The organism is Celeribacter arenosi (assembly GCF_039539485.1).
GTDB classification, from domain to species: domain Bacteria; phylum Pseudomonadota; class Alphaproteobacteria; order Rhodobacterales; family Rhodobacteraceae; genus Celeribacter; species Celeribacter arenosi.
In genome coordinates, this window is the sequence record NZ_BAABDF010000003.1 from 404133 (window position 1) to 419961 (window position 15829).

The 15829-nt window shown below is 57.8% G+C and carries 16 protein-coding genes and 1 tRNA gene; 13 read left to right on the plus strand and 4 right to left on the minus strand.

Translation table 11 applies throughout. The features are described 5' to 3' along the window. Positions 1-60: 60 nt before the first annotated feature. The 3 genes from leuC (at position 61) to leuD (ending at position 2984) form a co-directional block, all read left to right on the plus strand. Positions 61-1482, plus strand: a complete 1422-nt coding sequence (gene leuC / locus ABD815_RS04140) for a 3-isopropylmalate dehydratase large subunit (protein WP_344843815.1) — start codon at positions 61-63, stop codon at positions 1480-1482. Positions 1483-1590: 108 nt separating this feature from the next. Beyond that, positions 1591-2400 carry a hypothetical protein gene (locus tag ABD815_RS04145; protein ID WP_344843818.1) on the plus strand — a complete coding sequence of 270 codons (810 nt, stop codon included), beginning with the start codon at positions 1591-1593 and terminating at the stop codon, positions 2398-2400. Continuing rightward, on the plus strand, positions 2379-2984 hold the full coding sequence (gene leuD, locus ABD815_RS04150; RefSeq protein ID WP_344843820.1) for a 3-isopropylmalate dehydratase small subunit: 606 nt from the start codon (positions 2379-2381) through the stop codon (positions 2982-2984). The genes ABD815_RS04145 and leuD overlap by 22 nt, the downstream gene beginning before the upstream one ends. Before the next feature lie 63 nt (positions 2985-3047). On the opposite strand, the gene ABD815_RS04155 is transcribed toward leuD, so the two are convergent. Further along, positions 3048-3713 carry a 3-oxoacid CoA-transferase subunit B gene (locus tag ABD815_RS04155; protein ID WP_344843823.1) on the minus strand — a complete coding sequence of 222 codons (666 nt, stop codon included), beginning with the start codon at positions 3711-3713 and terminating at the stop codon, positions 3048-3050. Between the two features lie 13 nt (positions 3714-3726). Further along, positions 3727-4380 carry a CoA transferase subunit A gene (locus tag ABD815_RS04160; RefSeq protein ID WP_344843824.1) on the minus strand — a complete coding sequence of 218 codons (654 nt, stop codon included), beginning with the start codon at positions 4378-4380 and terminating at the stop codon, positions 3727-3729. Positions 4381-4744: 364 nt separating this feature from the next. Between ABD815_RS04160 and ABD815_RS04165 the strand changes: the two genes are divergently transcribed. Continuing rightward, positions 4745-5581: a hypothetical protein gene (locus ABD815_RS04165; RefSeq protein ID WP_344843826.1), complete on the plus strand. Its 837-nt coding sequence runs from the start codon at positions 4745-4747 to the stop codon at positions 5579-5581. A gap of 107 nt (positions 5582-5688) precedes the next feature. Next, the gene (locus tag ABD815_RS04170; protein WP_344843829.1) at positions 5689-6615 is read left to right on the plus strand and encodes an endonuclease/exonuclease/phosphatase family protein; all 927 of its coding nucleotides are present in this window, start codon (positions 5689-5691) and stop codon (positions 6613-6615) included. Here ABD815_RS04170 and ABD815_RS04175 read toward each other — a convergent pair. After that, on the minus strand, positions 6556-7464 hold the full coding sequence (locus ABD815_RS04175; protein ID WP_344843832.1) for an NAD-dependent epimerase/dehydratase family protein: 909 nt from the start codon (positions 7462-7464) through the stop codon (positions 6556-6558). The genes ABD815_RS04170 and ABD815_RS04175 overlap by 60 nt on opposite strands. Positions 7465-7564: 100 nt before the next feature. On the opposite strand from ABD815_RS04175, the gene ABD815_RS04180 reads away from it, so the two are divergent. After that, complete coding sequence (locus ABD815_RS04180; protein WP_344843835.1) at positions 7565-8470, plus strand: LysR family transcriptional regulator; 906 nt, start codon at positions 7565-7567, stop codon at positions 8468-8470. A gap of 61 nt (positions 8471-8531) precedes the next feature. Then, positions 8532-9638, plus strand: coding sequence for a 3-isopropylmalate dehydrogenase (leuB, locus tag ABD815_RS04185; protein ID WP_344843838.1), 1107 nt, complete (start codon positions 8532-8534; stop codon positions 9636-9638). Between the two features lie 11 nt (positions 9639-9649). On the opposite strand, the gene ABD815_RS04190 is transcribed toward leuB, so the two are convergent. After that, positions 9650-9940 (minus strand): hypothetical protein, encoded by a 291-nt coding sequence (locus ABD815_RS04190; RefSeq protein WP_344843841.1) that lies wholly within the window; start codon positions 9938-9940, stop codon positions 9650-9652. Positions 9941-10038: 98 nt separating this feature from the next. Here ABD815_RS04190 and ABD815_RS04195 point away from each other — a divergent pair, with 98 nt between their 5' ends. From ABD815_RS04195 to yjfF, 6 genes are all read left to right on the plus strand, one after another. Then, positions 10039-10977: a DMT family transporter gene (locus ABD815_RS04195; RefSeq protein ID WP_344843843.1), complete on the plus strand. Its 939-nt coding sequence runs from the start codon at positions 10039-10041 to the stop codon at positions 10975-10977. Between the two features lie 54 nt (positions 10978-11031). After that, positions 11032-11108, plus strand: a tRNA-Pro gene (locus tag ABD815_RS04200). Between the two features lie 186 nt (positions 11109-11294). Continuing rightward, on the plus strand, positions 11295-12206 hold the full coding sequence (locus ABD815_RS04205; protein ID WP_344843846.1) for an ABC transporter substrate-binding protein: 912 nt from the start codon (positions 11295-11297) through the stop codon (positions 12204-12206). Positions 12207-12310: 104 nt separating this feature from the next. Beyond that, positions 12311-13828 (plus strand): sugar ABC transporter ATP-binding protein, encoded by a 1518-nt coding sequence (locus ABD815_RS04210; RefSeq protein WP_344843848.1) that lies wholly within the window; start codon positions 12311-12313, stop codon positions 13826-13828. Further along, positions 13821-14846, plus strand: coding sequence for an ABC transporter permease (locus ABD815_RS04215; protein WP_344843851.1), 1026 nt, complete (start codon positions 13821-13823; stop codon positions 14844-14846). The genes ABD815_RS04210 and ABD815_RS04215 overlap by 8 nt, the downstream gene beginning before the upstream one ends. Next, positions 14846-15817, plus strand: coding sequence for a galactofuranose ABC transporter, permease protein YjfF (yjfF, locus tag ABD815_RS04220; RefSeq protein WP_344843854.1), 972 nt, complete (start codon positions 14846-14848; stop codon positions 15815-15817). Before ABD815_RS04215 ends, yjfF begins: the two co-directional genes overlap by 1 nt. Positions 15818-15829 lie beyond the last annotated feature (12 nt).

Genomic DNA, 15829 nt, shown 5'->3' on the forward strand with positions numbered 1-15829 from the left:
GGCATGGCCTGCGCCTGCCGACGTGACTGTTGAAATACCTAAAATTTTACGGAGAGCGAAATGACCGCCCCGAAGACAATCTATGACAAAATCTGGGATGCCCATGTTGCCCACGAGGCCGACGACGGCACCTGCCTGCTCTATATTGACCGCCACCTCGTTCACGAAGTGACCTCGCCGCAGGCCTTCGAAGGACTGCGCATGACCGGTCGCAAAGTGCGCGCGCCGGAAAAAACCATCGCCGTGCCCGATCACAACGTGCCCACCACGCTGGATCGCGCGAATGCTGCGACCATGACCGAAGACAGCCGTATTCAGGTCGAAGCGCTCGACAAGAACGCGAAGGATTTCGGCATCAACTATTACCCCGTGTCCGACATCCGTCAGGGTATCGTGCACATCGTGGGTCCCGAGCAGGGTTGGACCCTTCCCGGCATGACCGTCGTTTGTGGTGACAGCCACACCGCGACACACGGTGCCTTTGGTGCGCTCGCCCACGGGATCGGCACCTCGGAGGTCGAACATGTTTTGGCCACGCAAACGCTGATCCAGAAGAAGTCCAAGAACATGAAGGTCGAAATCACCGGCAAACTGCGTCCCGGTGTGACCGCGAAAGACATCACTCTGGCCGTCATCGGCGCAACCGGTACTGCCGGCGGCACGGGCTATGTCATCGAGTACTGTGGCGAAGCGATCCGCGCTCTGTCCATGGAAGGTCGCATGACCATCTGCAACATGGCCATCGAAGGCGGCGCACGCGCAGGCCTCATCGCGCCTGACGAGACCACCTTCGAATATGTGAAAGGCCGCCCGCACGCGCCAAAAGGCGCACAGTGGGAAGCCGCGCTGGCATGGTGGAAAACGCTCTACACCGACGAAGGCGCACATTTCGACAAAGTCGTCACTCTGAAAGCCGAAGAGATCGAGCCGGTTGTCACATGGGGCACCTCGCCCGAAGACGTGTTGCCGATCACCGCGTATGTCCCGAGCCCCTCTGATTTCAAAGGCGGCAAGGTCGACGCGGCAAAACGCTCGCTCGATTACATGGGCCTCACACCGGGTCAGAAACTCACCGATATCCAGATCGACACCGTCTTTATCGGCTCCTGCACCAACGGCCGGATCGAAGACCTGCGTGCCGCCGCTGCGATCCTCAAAGGTAAGAAGATCAAAGACGGGATGCGCGCGATGGTCGTACCCGGTTCGGGGCTTGTGCGCGCTCAAGCCGAGGAAGAGGGTCTTGCCGATATCTTCAAGGACGCCGGTTTCGAATGGCGCCTCGCGGGTTGTTCCATGTGCCTTGCCATGAACCCCGACCAACTCGCCGAAGGTGAGCGGTGTGCCTCGACGTCGAACCGCAACTTCGAAGGCCGTCAGGGCTATAAAGGGCGCACGCACCTCGTGTCCCCCGCCATGGCTGCCGCCGCTGCGCTCACCGGACATCTGACCGATGTGCGTGAACTGATGGGTGAGGTCGCCTGATCCGATGACCCGGAACGGCGCATATGTCCATCCGATCTGGTCCGGCCCAGTCCGGTCATGTCGGAGAACACATGTGCCGTGCGGGGATTACGGCGACAGGCATCAGGCATGAGAGAACCGGAAGTCATCCACTCTGACGAACAGATCAGAGTCTCGCTTATGCGCTCCGGAAAGGCGCGTACGGGCCGGACTCTGCTGTCTTTCACTGGGGTTGGTCATGCGCTGAATGGCATTGATGTGCAAAAACCGGAGTTCTTTAAGGCAGGTCAGGGCTACGACCAGATGTTTTTCATCAGTGATCTGAATCGTAGCTGGGGCAATGCGCTCGATTTTGACGCATTGGCCGATGTGCTGGCGCCCTATATCGGGGATCAGTCTGTCGATACGCTTGGCAACTCCATGGGTGGCTTTCTATCGCTTCTCGCGCCGGCGTTTTTCGATGTGAGACGCGCAACGGCCATCGTTCCGCAGATCAGTGTCCATCCGGATATCGTTCCATGGGAAACCCGTTGGTCGGACTATCGGGGTGCCATTCGCGACTGGCAGTTCCCGTCAGTTGCACAGCATCTGGTTGATCGCACCGATTACGCGGTCGTCGTCGGTGACGATGCGCTCGACCTGCGCCATGTCGCTTTGCTCCCGCAGCGGAAAAACCTAACCGTCCTGTCGGTTCCCGATGGAGGTCACAATGTGGCGGCGCGGCTCAAAGAGCTTGGCTTGCTCGACGACTTCGTCCGCCACGTTATGGACGGGGATGATCTTGAACACTGGTTCAACGACGATTTCCTGCCCGCTCTGAAAATCAACGCGGCCGCGGCATCAGCCGCCGTGCGCGACCCGATCCAATTAAGCTGGCCCGCCAGGGTCAAATCCAGTCTTAAAAGCAAGGTTCAAAAATGGAAAAGTTTGAAAAACTGACCGGCATCGCGGCGCCCATGCCGCTCGTCAATATCGACACTGACATGATCATTCCGAAAGTGTTCCTCAAAACGATCAAACGTTCGGGCCTCGGCGTGAACCTGTTTGACGAGATGCGCTATGACCGTCAGGGCAACGAGATCGCCGATTTCGTGCTCAACAAACCCCAGTATCGTGAAGCGCAGATTCTTGTGGCTGGCGACAACTTTGGTTGTGGTTCGTCGCGCGAACACGCGCCGTGGGCGCTGGCGGATTTCGGGATCAAGGCGATCCTTTCGACCTCCTTTGCCGACATCTTTTACAACAACAGCTTTAAAAACGGCATCCTGCCGATCGTGATGCCACAGGACGTTATGGACGTTCTCATGGCTGATGCGGAAAAAGGTGCGAATGCGCGCATGACGATCGATCTGGAAAATCAGGTCGTGACGACATCGGACGGGCAGGAGTTTCCGTTTGAAGTCGATTCGTTCAAGAAGCAGTGCCTGATGAACGGTCTCGACGATATCGGCCTGACCATGGAAAAGGCACCCTCGATTGATGCCTATGAAGCGCAGATGTCTCAGGCGCGTCCTTGGGTTTGATTGCTCTTTTATGAGATGCGAAAACGGCGGCCCAAGGGTCGCCGTTTTTCGTTTCCGGCCCGGTCAGGCGGCAACCTTGCCGAATTCCATTTCCGGTACATTTCTTGAATGTATGAGACGGGCAGTGGTCGCGGCCTCGATCATCTCAACCGTCACGCCGGGCGCGCGTTCGAGCAGGTGCAGCCCGTCTTCTTGTGGTCGGATCACGGCCATTTCTGTCACGATCAGGTCGATCCGTCGCTGCGACGTCAGGGGCAATGTGCACTCAGGCACGATTTTGGGTTCGCCTTTGGCGGTGTGTTGCATGGCGATGATGACCTTCTTCGCCCCGGTAACGAGATCCATCGCCCCACCCATTCCCGGTGTGTAATGGCCGGGGATCATCCAGTTGGCCAGATGCCCTTTTTCATCAACCTGCAGCGCGCCGAGAACCGTGAGGTCAAGGTGCCCGCCACGGATCAGGCCAAACGAAAACGCGGAGTCGATGGTCGATGCGCCCGGAACGAAGGATACGAACCGTCCGCCCGCGTCGGTGAGATGTCGGTCTGTCATGCCCTCAGGCGGGCGGTGACCCATGCCGACGGCACCGTTTTCGGCCTGAAAGAATACGCCAAGGGATTCGTCGAGATAGTCGGAAACCAGCGTGGGAATACCGATGCCGAGGTTAACCAACGTGCGCGGTTCGATTTCCTGCGCGACGCGGCGTGCGATGAGTTCTTTGGGGTCCATGAGACTGCCTCCTTCAAGCCGCTTTTTTGATCACGTGATCGACGAGAACGCCCGGCGTCTTGATCGCATCAGGCGATAGCATGCCAACGGGCACGATCTCTTCGGGTTCACAGATCACCGTTCGACCGGAAAGCGCCATGATCGGGTTAAAATTAGTCGCCGTCAGCATATAGGCGAGGTTGCCTGCATAGTCGCAGGTGCGCGCGGCGATCAGGGCAAAATCAGCGCTGAGCGGTTCTTCGAGCAGGTAGTCGCGACCCTGAACGTTGATGATCTTTTTGCCCTCGGCGATCCTCGTACCGACCCCCGTCGGCGTCAGTATCCCGCCCAATCCGACACCGGCTGCGCGAATGCGTTCGACGAAACTCCCCTGTGGGACCAACTCAACCTCCAGTTCGCCGGAGGCATATTGAGCCTGCACGATGGTGTTCAGGCCCATATGGCTACAAATCAGTTTGCGCACGCATTTGGCGGCGAATAGGGGCCCGGGACCGGTCGTATCACGCGCTGTATCGTTCGAGATCAGGGTGAGATCCTTTTTGCCGGATTCAGCGAGCGCGTGGACAATGCCATCTGGCGTACCAACGCCCATAAAGCCCGAAAGCATCACCGAGGCGCCGTCCGGTATCATGGCAACTGCTTCGTCGACGGAAATGGCGAGATGCATCACGTCCTCCTGTGTAATTGCACTGGTTTGACCCTGTTAAAAGCGCTTCGGATGCGAAGAACCATGCGCTGTGTCAAAGCCTGTGCATTTTTCGCATGGTGCCTTAATTTTCGGCTTTTACTCAACATATGGTGGCTGAACGTGCGCTCAGCACTACGGATGACGAACAATGATGCAAAATCGCACCGGTTTGTTCACGAAAGCGCCCAATTTCGGCGGTTAACCTTAACCGTTCCTTGCTGAACTTGGTGAAAGAAGGCAGAAATTGGGCAAGATTGAGGCATATCGTCATATTTGGCGAGATCAAAACGGGAAAAGGGCGCGGCATCGTATCGCGACCGACCAGTTTGAGGGAACTTGGGCAGTGCTTAACCGCATTCTAGGAGCGCTTGCGCGTGCGGCTTTGGTGGTCGTCATGATCGCAACGCCGGCCATCATGTTGAATACGGTCTCTTCGGATTCCGAGCAGGTCGTAGCCCTTATTGCGCTCTTTGCTGCCGCTCTGACATTTTTCGAATACGTCTCCGCCTATCCCGGACTCATCGAATTCCGCGATGCGCCACCGTTTAACCGTGTGCGTTTTGCTTCGCTCTTTGTCACCGTATTGCTGCTGACGATCATATGTCGTGGCATTGCGCATCCGACCATTATCTCCGAATTTGTCACAGCCGTGGGTGCCCTGATCGGCTATGCGTTGGACTTCCCGTATTCGCCCGTTCGCCTCGTTGTCCTGTCACTGCCGCCGGAAACCCCACAGCATCAGGTAAATCTGGTGCGCGTCGCGGCCGGCATGAGCTATCTGATTTCGCTCGTTTCGCTCTGTGTGTTTTTGGTCGCGCTACGCGTCGGTCATTGGCCGTCAAAGCACGGATCGTTCAACGTCTGGGTCAACTTGCCGACATTCGACCCTACCGCTGGTGGGGATGTTGTGAGCCGCCTGCGTCGTGACGCACGGGTCAATATCGTGATCGGCTTCCTGTTGCCGTTTTTGATGCCCGCTGTGATACAGTCGGCGTCGAACCTCTTTGGTGGGGTGCATACGGAAAACCACCATTCCCTGATCTGGACCGTCGCCGCATGGGCATTTCTGCCATCTTCTCTCTTTATGCGCGGCATTGCCATGGGACGGGTCGCCGACATGATCGAGAACCGTCGTCGTCAAACCTACGCCAGCGCGGACATCGAACACCTCGTCGCCTGATCGCTGCGACAGCGCTGCTTTTCATTGCCCAACTCGCCCCAGCCCTCGCGCAGGACTACCTGCGTGTCGCAACCTGGCATGTTGAACTCTCTCGCGACGGACCGGGTGTGTTGTTGCGTGACATCCGCAAAGGCGATGTGCCCGATGTGGTTGCAGCACTCGAGATGATCGAAGCCGCGGCACCTGACATTTTGCTCCTGACCGGTTTTGACACCGATTATGACGGGCTAACGGCCGCGGCATTCGCGCAGGCTGCAGGGTTCGATCATGTCTATTCGAGGATCGCAAATAGCGGTGCGGCAACGGGGCGGGATCTGGATAAAGACGGACGCCTTGGTGAGCCCGAAGATGCGCAGGCCTATGGAGATTTCACGGGCCAGCGCGGGATGGTGCTCCTGTCAAATTTGCCCGTCGATGTCGACGCGAGCCGCCATTTTGACGACCTGCTTTGGAAAGACTTCGCGCAGGCCACGATCCCTGAAGGTTTTTTCGACGCGGGCGATTTGGACATCCTTCGACTGTCCACGGCGGGTCATTGGGATGTCGCTGTGACATGGCAAGGGGCGCCATTGCACGTTCTCGCCTTTGCCGCCTCGGCGCCGGTTTTCGACGGAGACGAGGATCGAAACGGCCGGCGCAACGCGGACGAAATTGCCCTGTGGCGCGCCTATATGTCTGGCGATCTCGGACCCGCGCCAGCGGGTGAGGTTGTTGTTGTCGGCAACGCAAACCTCGACCCGTTGGATGGTGATGGCCAACATGACGCGATCCGTGAACTGCTCGCCGATCCGCGCCTCCAGGATCCCATGCCTGCGGCAGTTCGCGATATGCCCGAACCGAACCCCGAACACAGGGGTGATCCGACCCTAGATACCGCGGATTGGTCAGACCCGATGCCGGGCAACCTGCGCGTGTCATATGTGCTGCCCGCCGCGTCCCTGTCCGTCCTGGATGCGGGCCTTATGTGGAGCCCCTCAGGAGAGGGAGAGGTGCGTTTTCGTCATGCGATTGTTTGGACGGACCTCGCGCGGTAGGGCGGATAGGATCACGGTTCGCTCGTCCGTGAATTCGAAATCGGGCAACAGCGCGCGAAGTTTGTCGTTCGAGAGCGCGTGCGGCGTGTCATAGAGGTAGCGCATTTCGCTCAGCTCGCGGGCAAGCTCCCAGAACGGAGAGAGCACGCGCATCACCCACCATGGGAATGGTTTCAGTTTGAGCGGTCTGCCCAGTTCACTTTCGAGCACGGACTGGATTTCCGACACCGTGAAATTCGCTCCACCTAGGTTCACGTCCGTAAAGGCCGGTAACTCCGCGCGTTTCTCGGCGAGGCGTCGTGCCGCCTCGGCCCAGTCGGGGAGATAGCAGAAGGCATGCATCGTGTCCGGCGCCGAGGGTCGGGTAATATTACCGTTCGCAATGTCTCGTAGATAGAAAAGCCCCATGGCATCATCATCGCCTGCTTCGCCACTGATAAAATCGCCCGCGCGCAGCACTATGGTTTGAACGCCAGACGCACGGTAGGCGGCTTCGCAGGTTTCGCGGATATGACCCTTTCGCGCGGAGGGTTTGTGCGGCGTCTCTTCTATCCAGATGCCGGGTTGCGCGCCAAAGACATAGACGTTTCCGGGCAGGATAACCGTGGCCCCCGCCGCTTTGGCGGCAGCAATGGTGTCGTTGGTGATTTCGGGGATCAGTTGGTCCCAGTTGTGGTAGTTCTTCGGATTAAGGCCGTTCACGATCACATCCGCCCCTTTCGCTTGCGATGTCATATCGCCCCGTTCACGGTCATAGAGACGCACGTCCCAACCCGCCTTCTCGAATGCGCGGCGTGCGTGGCGGCCAATTTTTCCGGAGGCTCCGAGGATTAAAACGGTTTGTATCATGGTCGTATTCCCTATCTGAAAGTGCTCTTTCCGGAAGAGATATGATATACGCATGTGAAATATAATTGCCTCATTTTGGAGGTATGATATTCATAATTGAATGGATTGCTCGCCCCATAAACTCGACTGGTCTTTGGTCCGCGTCTTTGTGGCCGTGGCAGATGCAGGATCCCTGTCAGGCGCGGCGCGAAACCTCGCGATGAGCCAGCCGACCGTGGGTCGCCATATCCATGCGTTGGAATCAGACCTCGGCGTGACATTGTTTTCACGCCAACCTGCGGGGATGGAGCCGACGCCCGCTGCGCAAAAATTATTGCCAGCGGCCAGAGACATGTTGGAGGCGGCGGGACGTTTTACCCTGTCCGCCGCGGGGGAGGAGGGGGACCTCGCGGGGACGGTTCGAATAACGGCGTCCAACATTGTGTCCCATTATGTCCTTCCGCCAATCCTTGCGGAGCTTCGCCGTAGAGAACCACTCATCGAGATTGAACTGGTTCCATCCGATAGCACAGAGAACCTGTTGTTTCGCGAGGCCGATATCGCCCTGCGAATGTATCGCCCGCGCCAGCTCGACATGATCACCCGCCATATCGGTGACGTTGAGATGGGCACATTTGCGTCGCGCGATTACTTGGACCGGCGGGGTCGCCCCCAGCGGATTGAAGACCTCGCGCAACATGATCTGATCGGGTTTGACCGCAGTGACCTGATGCTCAAAGCGATGTCGCAAATGGGCATTGCCATGCGGCGTGAAGATTTCCCGATGCGCATCGACAATCAAACCGTCTATTGGGAACTGGTCCGCGCAGGCTGCGGCGTCGGCTTTGGACAAAAGAAGATCGCGCGCGCCGATCCCAGGCTGGAGGCGGTCCTGCCGGATTTTGTGATCCCGCCGCTTCCGATCTGGCTCACCACCCATGAAGTCCTGCGACACACGCCGCGAATTTCGCGGGTGTGGCAGCATTTGGATGAGTCCCTGACCACCTATCTTGCGCAGGTTTCTTGACGCCATTGGCCCCGTCCGTTACCCGAAGTCGACGCATGAAACACGAAGGACTCGACGCGATATGAGCACGCCCTCCCTCCTAATTCTGCCCGGCGACGGTATCGGCCCCGAAGTAATGGCCGAAGTTGTCAAAATCATTGACTGGTACGGCGACAAACGCGGTCTCAAATTCGACGTGTCCCATGATCTCGTGGGCGGTGCGGCCTATGACAAACATGGCACGCCGCTGCACGACGATACGATGGCGCGGGCTCAAAAAGCCGATGCTGTTCTTCTCGGTGCGGTTGGTGGACCCAAATACGACGTCCTCGACTTTTCGGTAAAGCCGGAGCGCGGCCTCCTGCGCCTGCGCAAGGAAATGGATCTCTACGCCAACCTGCGCCCCGCGCAGTGTTTTGACGCGTTGGCCGATTTCTCTTCGCTGAAGAAAGACGTGGTTGCCGGTCTCGACATCATGATCGTGCGCGAATTGACCTCGGGCATCTATTTCGGCGAGCCGCGCGGCATCTTCAAAGAAGGCAACGAGCGCGTCGGCGTCAACACGCAGCGCTATACCGAGAGCGAAATTGCCCGCGTGGCCCGCTCCGCCTTTGAGCTGGCCCGTCGTCGCGGTAATAAAGTCTGCTCGATGGAAAAAGCCAACGTGATGGAAAGCGGCATCCTGTGGCGCGATGTTGTCACCGAGATCCATCAGGCCGAATACGCCGACGTCGAGTTGAGCCACATGTATGCGGATGCAGGCGCGATGCAGCTCTGCCGTTGGCCCAAACAGTTCGACGTGATCGTGACCGACAACTTGTTCGGCGATCTTCTGTCCGATGCGGCGGCGATGCTGACCGGCTCGCTCGGTATGCTGCCATCCGCGTCGCTGGGTGCGCCTATGGAAAACGGTCGCCCCAAAGCGCTCTACGAGCCGGTTCACGGATCCGCGCCCGATATCGCCGGTCAGGGAAAAGCGAACCCGATTGCCTGTGTGCTCTCCTTCGCGATGGCGCTGCGCTATTCGTTCGATCAGGGTGACGAAGCCACGCGCCTCGAAAATGCGATTGAAAAGGTTCTCGCCGACGGTGCTCGCACGGCTGACCTGTTGGGCGAAGATGGCGTGACGCCTCTTTCTACTTCGCAAATGGGCGATGCCATCGTCGCGGCGCTTGAGGCAACTATTTAAGCCGGGGCGCCTTAATCGAAGACGTCGAGAACTTCCTCGATGAATTCGCCTAGATAATAAGCAAAGCCACGTTCGCGCTTTTTGTGGGGGCGTGGCTTTCGTTTTGGCTGACGGGCTTTGTGACCCTTCTTGCCACCGATGGTGAAGGCGTCTTCCACATGGTCAACGCGAAGGCTTTTCATGCGTGACAGCGGCGCAGCACAGGCCGCGCATTTCAATTCGTGGCGGGTCTTACCACCCAGATCGAGGACAGTCTTGTTCCCGCAATAACAGCAGGTTGCGGATTTGTACGTGCGATGCATGACGCCACATGTGGGGCTTTGTGGCCAAACCACAAGAAAAAATTCTTGCACCTTGCGCCCAAGGGGCGTGTTCTCACCCAAAAGTAAGGATATCCGCAATGAATCTAAACGGCGCCTTTTTCGCCCTCATCGCTTTTGGGATTTTTGCGACCCATGACGTCGTGATCAAATTTCTCGGTGCGTCTTTTGCACCGGCGCAGTTGGTATTCTTTTCGACGATGTTCTCGTTTCCGCTCATCACTCTGATGCTGATGCGCGACAAAACCGAAGGCAATCTGCGCCCCGTGCATCCGTGGTGGACGCTTCTACGCACCGCCTGTTCGACGATTAATGCGATTGCGGCTTTCTATGCCTTTTCCGTTCTGCCGTTGGCGCAGGTCTATGCGATCCTGTTTGCAACGCCGCTCCTGATTACATTGCTCTCTATCCCAATCCTGAAAGAACACGTTGGCGTCCATCGGTGGGCTGCGGTTGTTGTGGGTCTAATTGGCGTGTTGGTTGTCCTGCGACCGGGAACGACGGAATTCACCTTGGGGCATATGGCCGCTCTGACCTGCGCCTTTGTCGGTGCGACTGCGTCCATCATCGTGCGAAAAATCGGACGTGAAGAGCGCACGGTGGTGTTGATGATCTACCCGATGCTGTCGAATTTCGTTATCATGGGCGCTCTGATGACCCTCTCTTACCGTCCGATGGAATTGGTCGAGGTGGGTGGTATCGGCACGATTTCGGTGCTGGGATTCCTTGGCGGGCTCCTCCTCATCAAGGCGTATAAAGCGTCCGAAGCGGCCGTGGTCGCGCCCATGCAGTACTCTCAGATCATCTGGGCGACCATTTTTGGTTTTGTGCTTTTCGGGGAAAAAGTGGACACGCCAACCCTGATCGGGGCGTCGATTATTATCCTTTCCGGCCTCTATATCGTCTTCCGCGAAGCGCAAGGGGGAAGGTCCGCAAACACTCCCGTTCTGCGGACTCGATCGCGTGCATCGTCGGCCTCCTCCTTTCGCATTTCGCCGTTTCTACGTCGCTTAAAATGATCGGAATCGACTCTTGCAAAAATGTGAGAGTGTCATTATTTCGCGCGGCACGGTCGGAGCGTAGCTCAGCCTGGTAGAGCACTGTCTTCGGGAGGCAGGGGCCGGAGGTTCGAATCCTCTCGCTCCGACCAATTGTCAAAGGTCCCTAGCGGGGCCTTTTTTTTGTTTTCGCCATCTCATCTCCCCCTCGAACCGCATCAAACGCGCCGCGGCGCGGCGGAACATTTTGTTGCCCGTTAATAAGTAGTATTATATTACTAATGATCGTGACCCTGCCCGGGAGGGGCCAGGAGCACGACCAAGGGAGGACTACAATAATGAAACTCAACACCATTCTCACCGGCGTGGCTGCATCCGCACTCATGTCGACTGCGGCATTCGCCGATGTGACAATCGGATTTAGTCAGGTTGGCTCGGAAGGCGATTGGCGTCCTGCATTCTCGAAGAACATGCAGGATGAGGCCGCGACCTACGGCGTCGATCTGAAGTTCGCAAACGCACAAGGCAAACAGGAAGAGCAACTCCGCGCAGTACGTGCGTTCGTCGCCCAAGGCGTCGATGCCATCATCATCGCGCCGGTCGTTGTGACCGGATGGGAAGATGTGCTCGAAGAAGCCAAGGACGCCGAGATTCCTGTTTTCCTCGTCGATCGTGACGTCGATGTCGAAGACAAGTCGCTCTACGTCTCGCGCATCTCTGCCGACTTTAATCTCGAAGGGAAAATCGCGGGTGCGTGGCTCGCCACAGAGTCGCTCGGTAGCTGCAAAATCGTCGAAATGCAGGGCACCACAGGCTCCGCGCCGGCCATTGAGCGCAAGGGCGGCTTCGAGGCCGTGATCGACCAATTCCCGGCGATGGAAATTGTTGCCACCCAGTCCGGTGACTTCACCACCGAAGGCGGCAAAAAGGTCATGGAAGCCTTTATCAAATCGACCAACAACCTCGACGGTATCTGCGCCGCATTCGCGCATAACGACAACATGCAACTCGGCGCGATCCAGGCCATGAAAGAGGCCGGTTTGAAGCCGGGTGAAGACGTTCTCATGGTCTCGGTCGATTATGTGCCCGCGATTGTCGATGCGATGAACGCAGGTGAGGCCAACGCGTCTGTTGAGCTTCGCTCAGCGGTTGCCGAATTCATCTATCCGGTCATCACAGACTATCTCGATAGCCCGACTGACCTACCAAAGTGGATCGTGATCCCGTCGGACCTTCACGTCGCGAACTGATCCGATCGGATTGGATCGCACAAACGCCTGTCCTGCCCCGTTCGGGGCGGGGCAACAAATGCCGCCATGACTGAGGTTGGCGGCACAAAAACGACAGGCGCAAGATGACCAGTGATGAAACCCAAAATGCCCGCGTGACCATGCGCGGTATCCGCAAGGCCTATCCAGGTGTTCTTGCGCTCGACGGTGTTGATGTCGACATCTATCCAGGCGAGGTGCACGCACTGTTGGGGGAAAACGGCGCGGGAAAATCCACGTTGATTAAGGTGCTGACCGGCGCTCTGCCGCGCGATGCGGGGGACATTCACCTCGAAGGCCGCGCGGTTCATTTCGCCACCACAGGTGACGCGCAATTGGCCGGTATTTCGACGGTGTATCAGGAGGTGAACCTGATCCCCGCGATGTCCGTGGCACAGAACCTGACGTTGCAGAAAACCGGTGGTCGTTTTGGTGTCATTTCATGGCGCAAAGCCCGAATTGAAGCGCAGGAAAAACTCGACCGGCTCGGGATGAAGCTCGACCTTGAACGCGCGGTTGGCAGCTATTCGGTTGCGATCCAACAACTCGTCGCCATCGCACGTGCGCTGGATGAAGACACACGTGTTCTGGTCTTGGACGAACCCACCGCGTCCCTCGATGCGACCGAAACGGCCGCCCTTTTTGATGTCGTTCGCGCATTGAAAGACAAAGGCATCGCCATCGTTTTCATCACCCACTTCCTCGATCAGGTTTATGAGATTTCCGACCGCATAACCGTGTTGCGCAATGGCCAAAGGGTCGCGACGAACATGGCCGCGGATGTCCCGCGTCAGGAGTTGATTTCGATGATGATCGGGCGTGAATTGGGAGAGGTCGAACAGGCCTTTGCCGGCAGACGCCGCGACAGTGACGGCGACATCGTTCTCTCGGCAAAAGGGGTCGGGAAAAAGCGGGTGCTCGATCCTTTCACCCTCGATTTGCGGGCCGGTGAGGCGGTCGGGCTTTCGGGTCTGTTGGGCTCGGGGCGCACCGAATTGGTCAAACTGCTCTACGGGGCCATTCGTTCCGACGAAGGAACGCTGGAGATGAAGGGCGGCGGCATTGCGGGCACAAACCCGCGTGCGTCCCTCGATGCGGGGATCGTGCTCTGCCCCGAAGACCGCAAGTCCGAAGGACTGGTCGGCGAGTTGTCGATCCGCGAAAACATCATCCTGTCGATGCAGGCCAAACAGGGGTGGCTCGCCAAAGTGTCGCGCGCCGATCAGGATCGCATCGCGCAGGAAATGATCACCGCTTTGGCCATCGCGACACCTGACGCGGAAAAACAAGTGCGCCAGTTGTCGGGAGGCAATCAGCAGAAAGTCGTGCTCGCCCGCGCACTCGCGTGCGCGCCAAAAATCATGCTGCTCGACGAACCCACGCGCGGGATCGACGTGGGTGCACACGCCGAAATCCTCGCGCTGATCCGCAAGCTATGTGCCGAGGGTCTCGCGCTATTGGTGGCGTCATCCGAGATTGACGAAGTTGTCGCCTCATCGGACCGCGTCGCGGTGCTTCGCGACCGTCGCAAGATCGGTGAATTGGCCGGAGATGACATCACGAGGGACAACATCGTTACGATGATTGCGGGGGAAGATGACTGATACAAATGCAAAAACGGGGCGGTTCCACGGGCTCCTGCAAAGTAGAGCGATTTGGCCGCTTCTCGCCCTCGCATTGATATTGATTGTGGACGGGATCATCTCGCCCAACTTCTACGATATCCGCATTGTCGAAGGTCGCCTGTTCGGCAACCTGATAGACATATTCTACCGCGCGGTCCCCACCGCCATGGTCGCTCTGGGAATGGCCATAGTGATTGGCACCAAAGGTATCGATCTCTCTGTGGGCTCGATTGCCGCCATATCAGGCGCCATCATCGCATGGCGCATTCAGGCCGGTGATCCGCATGGCGTGGTTCTATTCTATGCGGTTGGTGCGGGCGCAATTTGCGGCATGTGGAATGGCGGGTTGGTCGCCATTTTGGGCATCCAGCCGATCATCGCGACACTCATTCTTATGGTGTCGGGTCGTGGTATCGGGATGCTGATCAACCTGTTTTACGGCGGCACCAACCCCAGTTTTCAAAGCGACCTTTTGCAGGGGCTTTCGACGGGATCGATTGCCTATATCCCCACGCGTCTGATCGTCTTTGCGGTGTTGTTTGTCGTCGTCTGGCTGGTGCTGCGGCGAACGGCATTGGGGCTATTCGTGGAGGCAACAGGGGGGAACGCAGCCGCATCCAACCTCGCGGGGGTGAATGCCAAGCTGATCATCTTTGTGGCCTATGTCATTTGCGGCATTATGGCGGGGTGGGCCGGTGTCATCCTGACGGCGGACACGCACACCTCCGATCCGGTTTCGGTCGCTCTATACATTGAACTCGATGCGATCCTCGCCGTTGTCATTGGCGGCGGGTCATTGGCGGGGGGGCGTATCTACCTCGGAATGACCGTGATTGGCGCGCTGGTCATTCAGGCACTCACCACGTCCATTCTGATCTCTGGCCTGCCGCCTGAATACAACCTCATCATCAAGGCGCTGGTCGTTCTGTTTGTGCTGGTCCTCCAATCCGAAAAGGCCCGCCGTGGCCTGATGACCAAACTGTGGGGAAAAGCCTGATGTCCGCGTTGCTCAACAAAAAGTATCTGCCGTTCTATGCGACGGTATTCGTGTTCATCGCGATCTTTCTGATCGGCGGGGCGATGTACAAAAACTTCCTGACCACACGGGTTTTGGGGAATATCCTCGCGGATAATTCGTTCATCATCATTGCCGCGATTGGCGCGACGTTTGTGATCTTGTCGGGGGGAATCGATCTGTCGATCGGGTCGATGATCGGCTTTGTCGGCGTGTCCATGGCGGTCCTTGATTCCATGGGTTGGAACCCGCTGGCGACCGCCGTTCTCATGCTCGCCTTCGGGTTCGCTTTCGGCGCATTCCAAGGGTGGGTGATCGACGGCCTCGATATCCAGCCGTTTATCATCACGCTCGCGGGGCTCTTTCTGCTGCGCGGTGCGTGTTTCATGGTCACCATCAACTCGGTTCCCATCAACCACGAATGGGCGGACCTTTATACGGACATCAAAATCCGCCTGCCGGGCAAAGGTCTGCTTCGCTCGTCGGCTATTGTCATGCTTGTGAGCCTCGCCATTGGCATCTTTGTCGCCCACTTCACACGCTTTGGCACCAACGTCTACGCATTGGGCGGGGACAAGGAGTCGGCGCGATTGATGGGTGTGAATGTGCGCCGGACAACGGTGATGGTCTATGCTGTTGCCGGGCTCTACTCCGCGCTCGCGGGGGTGGTCTATGCGCTCTACACGAAATCAGGATATCCGCTCGCGGGGTCCACTTTGGAGTTGTCGGCGATTGCGTCTGTCGTTCTGGGCGGCACCCTTTTGACGGGGGGTGTCGGGATGGTTGCGGGCACGCTTTTCGGTGGCATGATCCTCGGGCTGATATCGACCCTGATCATTTTCAACGGGTCGTTGAATTCCGCGTGGATTCTCATCAGTAGTGGCATTCTCCTTTTCGCATTTATTGTGTTACACCGATTTCTTGTCGGGTCTTTCGATCACAACCGACAATGACAGATAGAGACA

Coding starts and splice junctions, on each gene's coding strand:
- leuD (WP_344843820.1), top strand. CDS start 2,379: ATGGAAAAGTTTGAAAAACTGACCGGCATCGCGGCGCCCATGCCGCTC.
- ABD815_RS04210 (WP_344843848.1), top strand. CDS start 12,311: ATGACCAGTGATGAAACCCAAAATGCCCGCGTGACCATGCGCGGTATC.
- leuC (WP_344843815.1), top strand. CDS start 61: ATGACCGCCCCGAAGACAATCTATGACAAAATCTGGGATGCCCATGTT.
- ABD815_RS04160 (WP_344843824.1), bottom strand. CDS start 4,380: ATGCATCTCGCCATTTCCGTCGACGAAGCAGTTGCCATGATACCGGAC.
- leuB (WP_344843838.1), top strand. CDS start 8,532: ATGAGCACGCCCTCCCTCCTAATTCTGCCCGGCGACGGTATCGGCCCC.
- ABD815_RS04190 (WP_344843841.1), bottom strand. CDS start 9,940: ATGCATCGCACGTACAAATCCGCAACCTGCTGTTATTGCGGGAACAAG.
- ABD815_RS04175 (WP_344843832.1), bottom strand. CDS start 7,464: ATGATACAAACCGTTTTAATCCTCGGAGCCTCCGGAAAAATTGGCCGC.
- yjfF (WP_344843854.1), top strand. CDS start 14,846: ATGTCCGCGTTGCTCAACAAAAAGTATCTGCCGTTCTATGCGACGGTA.
- ABD815_RS04215 (WP_344843851.1), top strand. CDS start 13,821: ATGACTGATACAAATGCAAAAACGGGGCGGTTCCACGGGCTCCTGCAA.
- ABD815_RS04180 (WP_344843835.1), top strand. CDS start 7,565: ATGGATTGCTCGCCCCATAAACTCGACTGGTCTTTGGTCCGCGTCTTT.
- ABD815_RS04205 (WP_344843846.1), top strand. CDS start 11,295: ATGAAACTCAACACCATTCTCACCGGCGTGGCTGCATCCGCACTCATG.
- ABD815_RS04195 (WP_344843843.1), top strand. CDS start 10,039: ATGAATCTAAACGGCGCCTTTTTCGCCCTCATCGCTTTTGGGATTTTT.
- ABD815_RS04155 (WP_344843823.1), bottom strand. CDS start 3,713: ATGGACCCCAAAGAACTCATCGCACGCCGCGTCGCGCAGGAAATCGAA.
- ABD815_RS04145 (WP_344843818.1), top strand. CDS start 1,591: ATGAGAGAACCGGAAGTCATCCACTCTGACGAACAGATCAGAGTCTCG.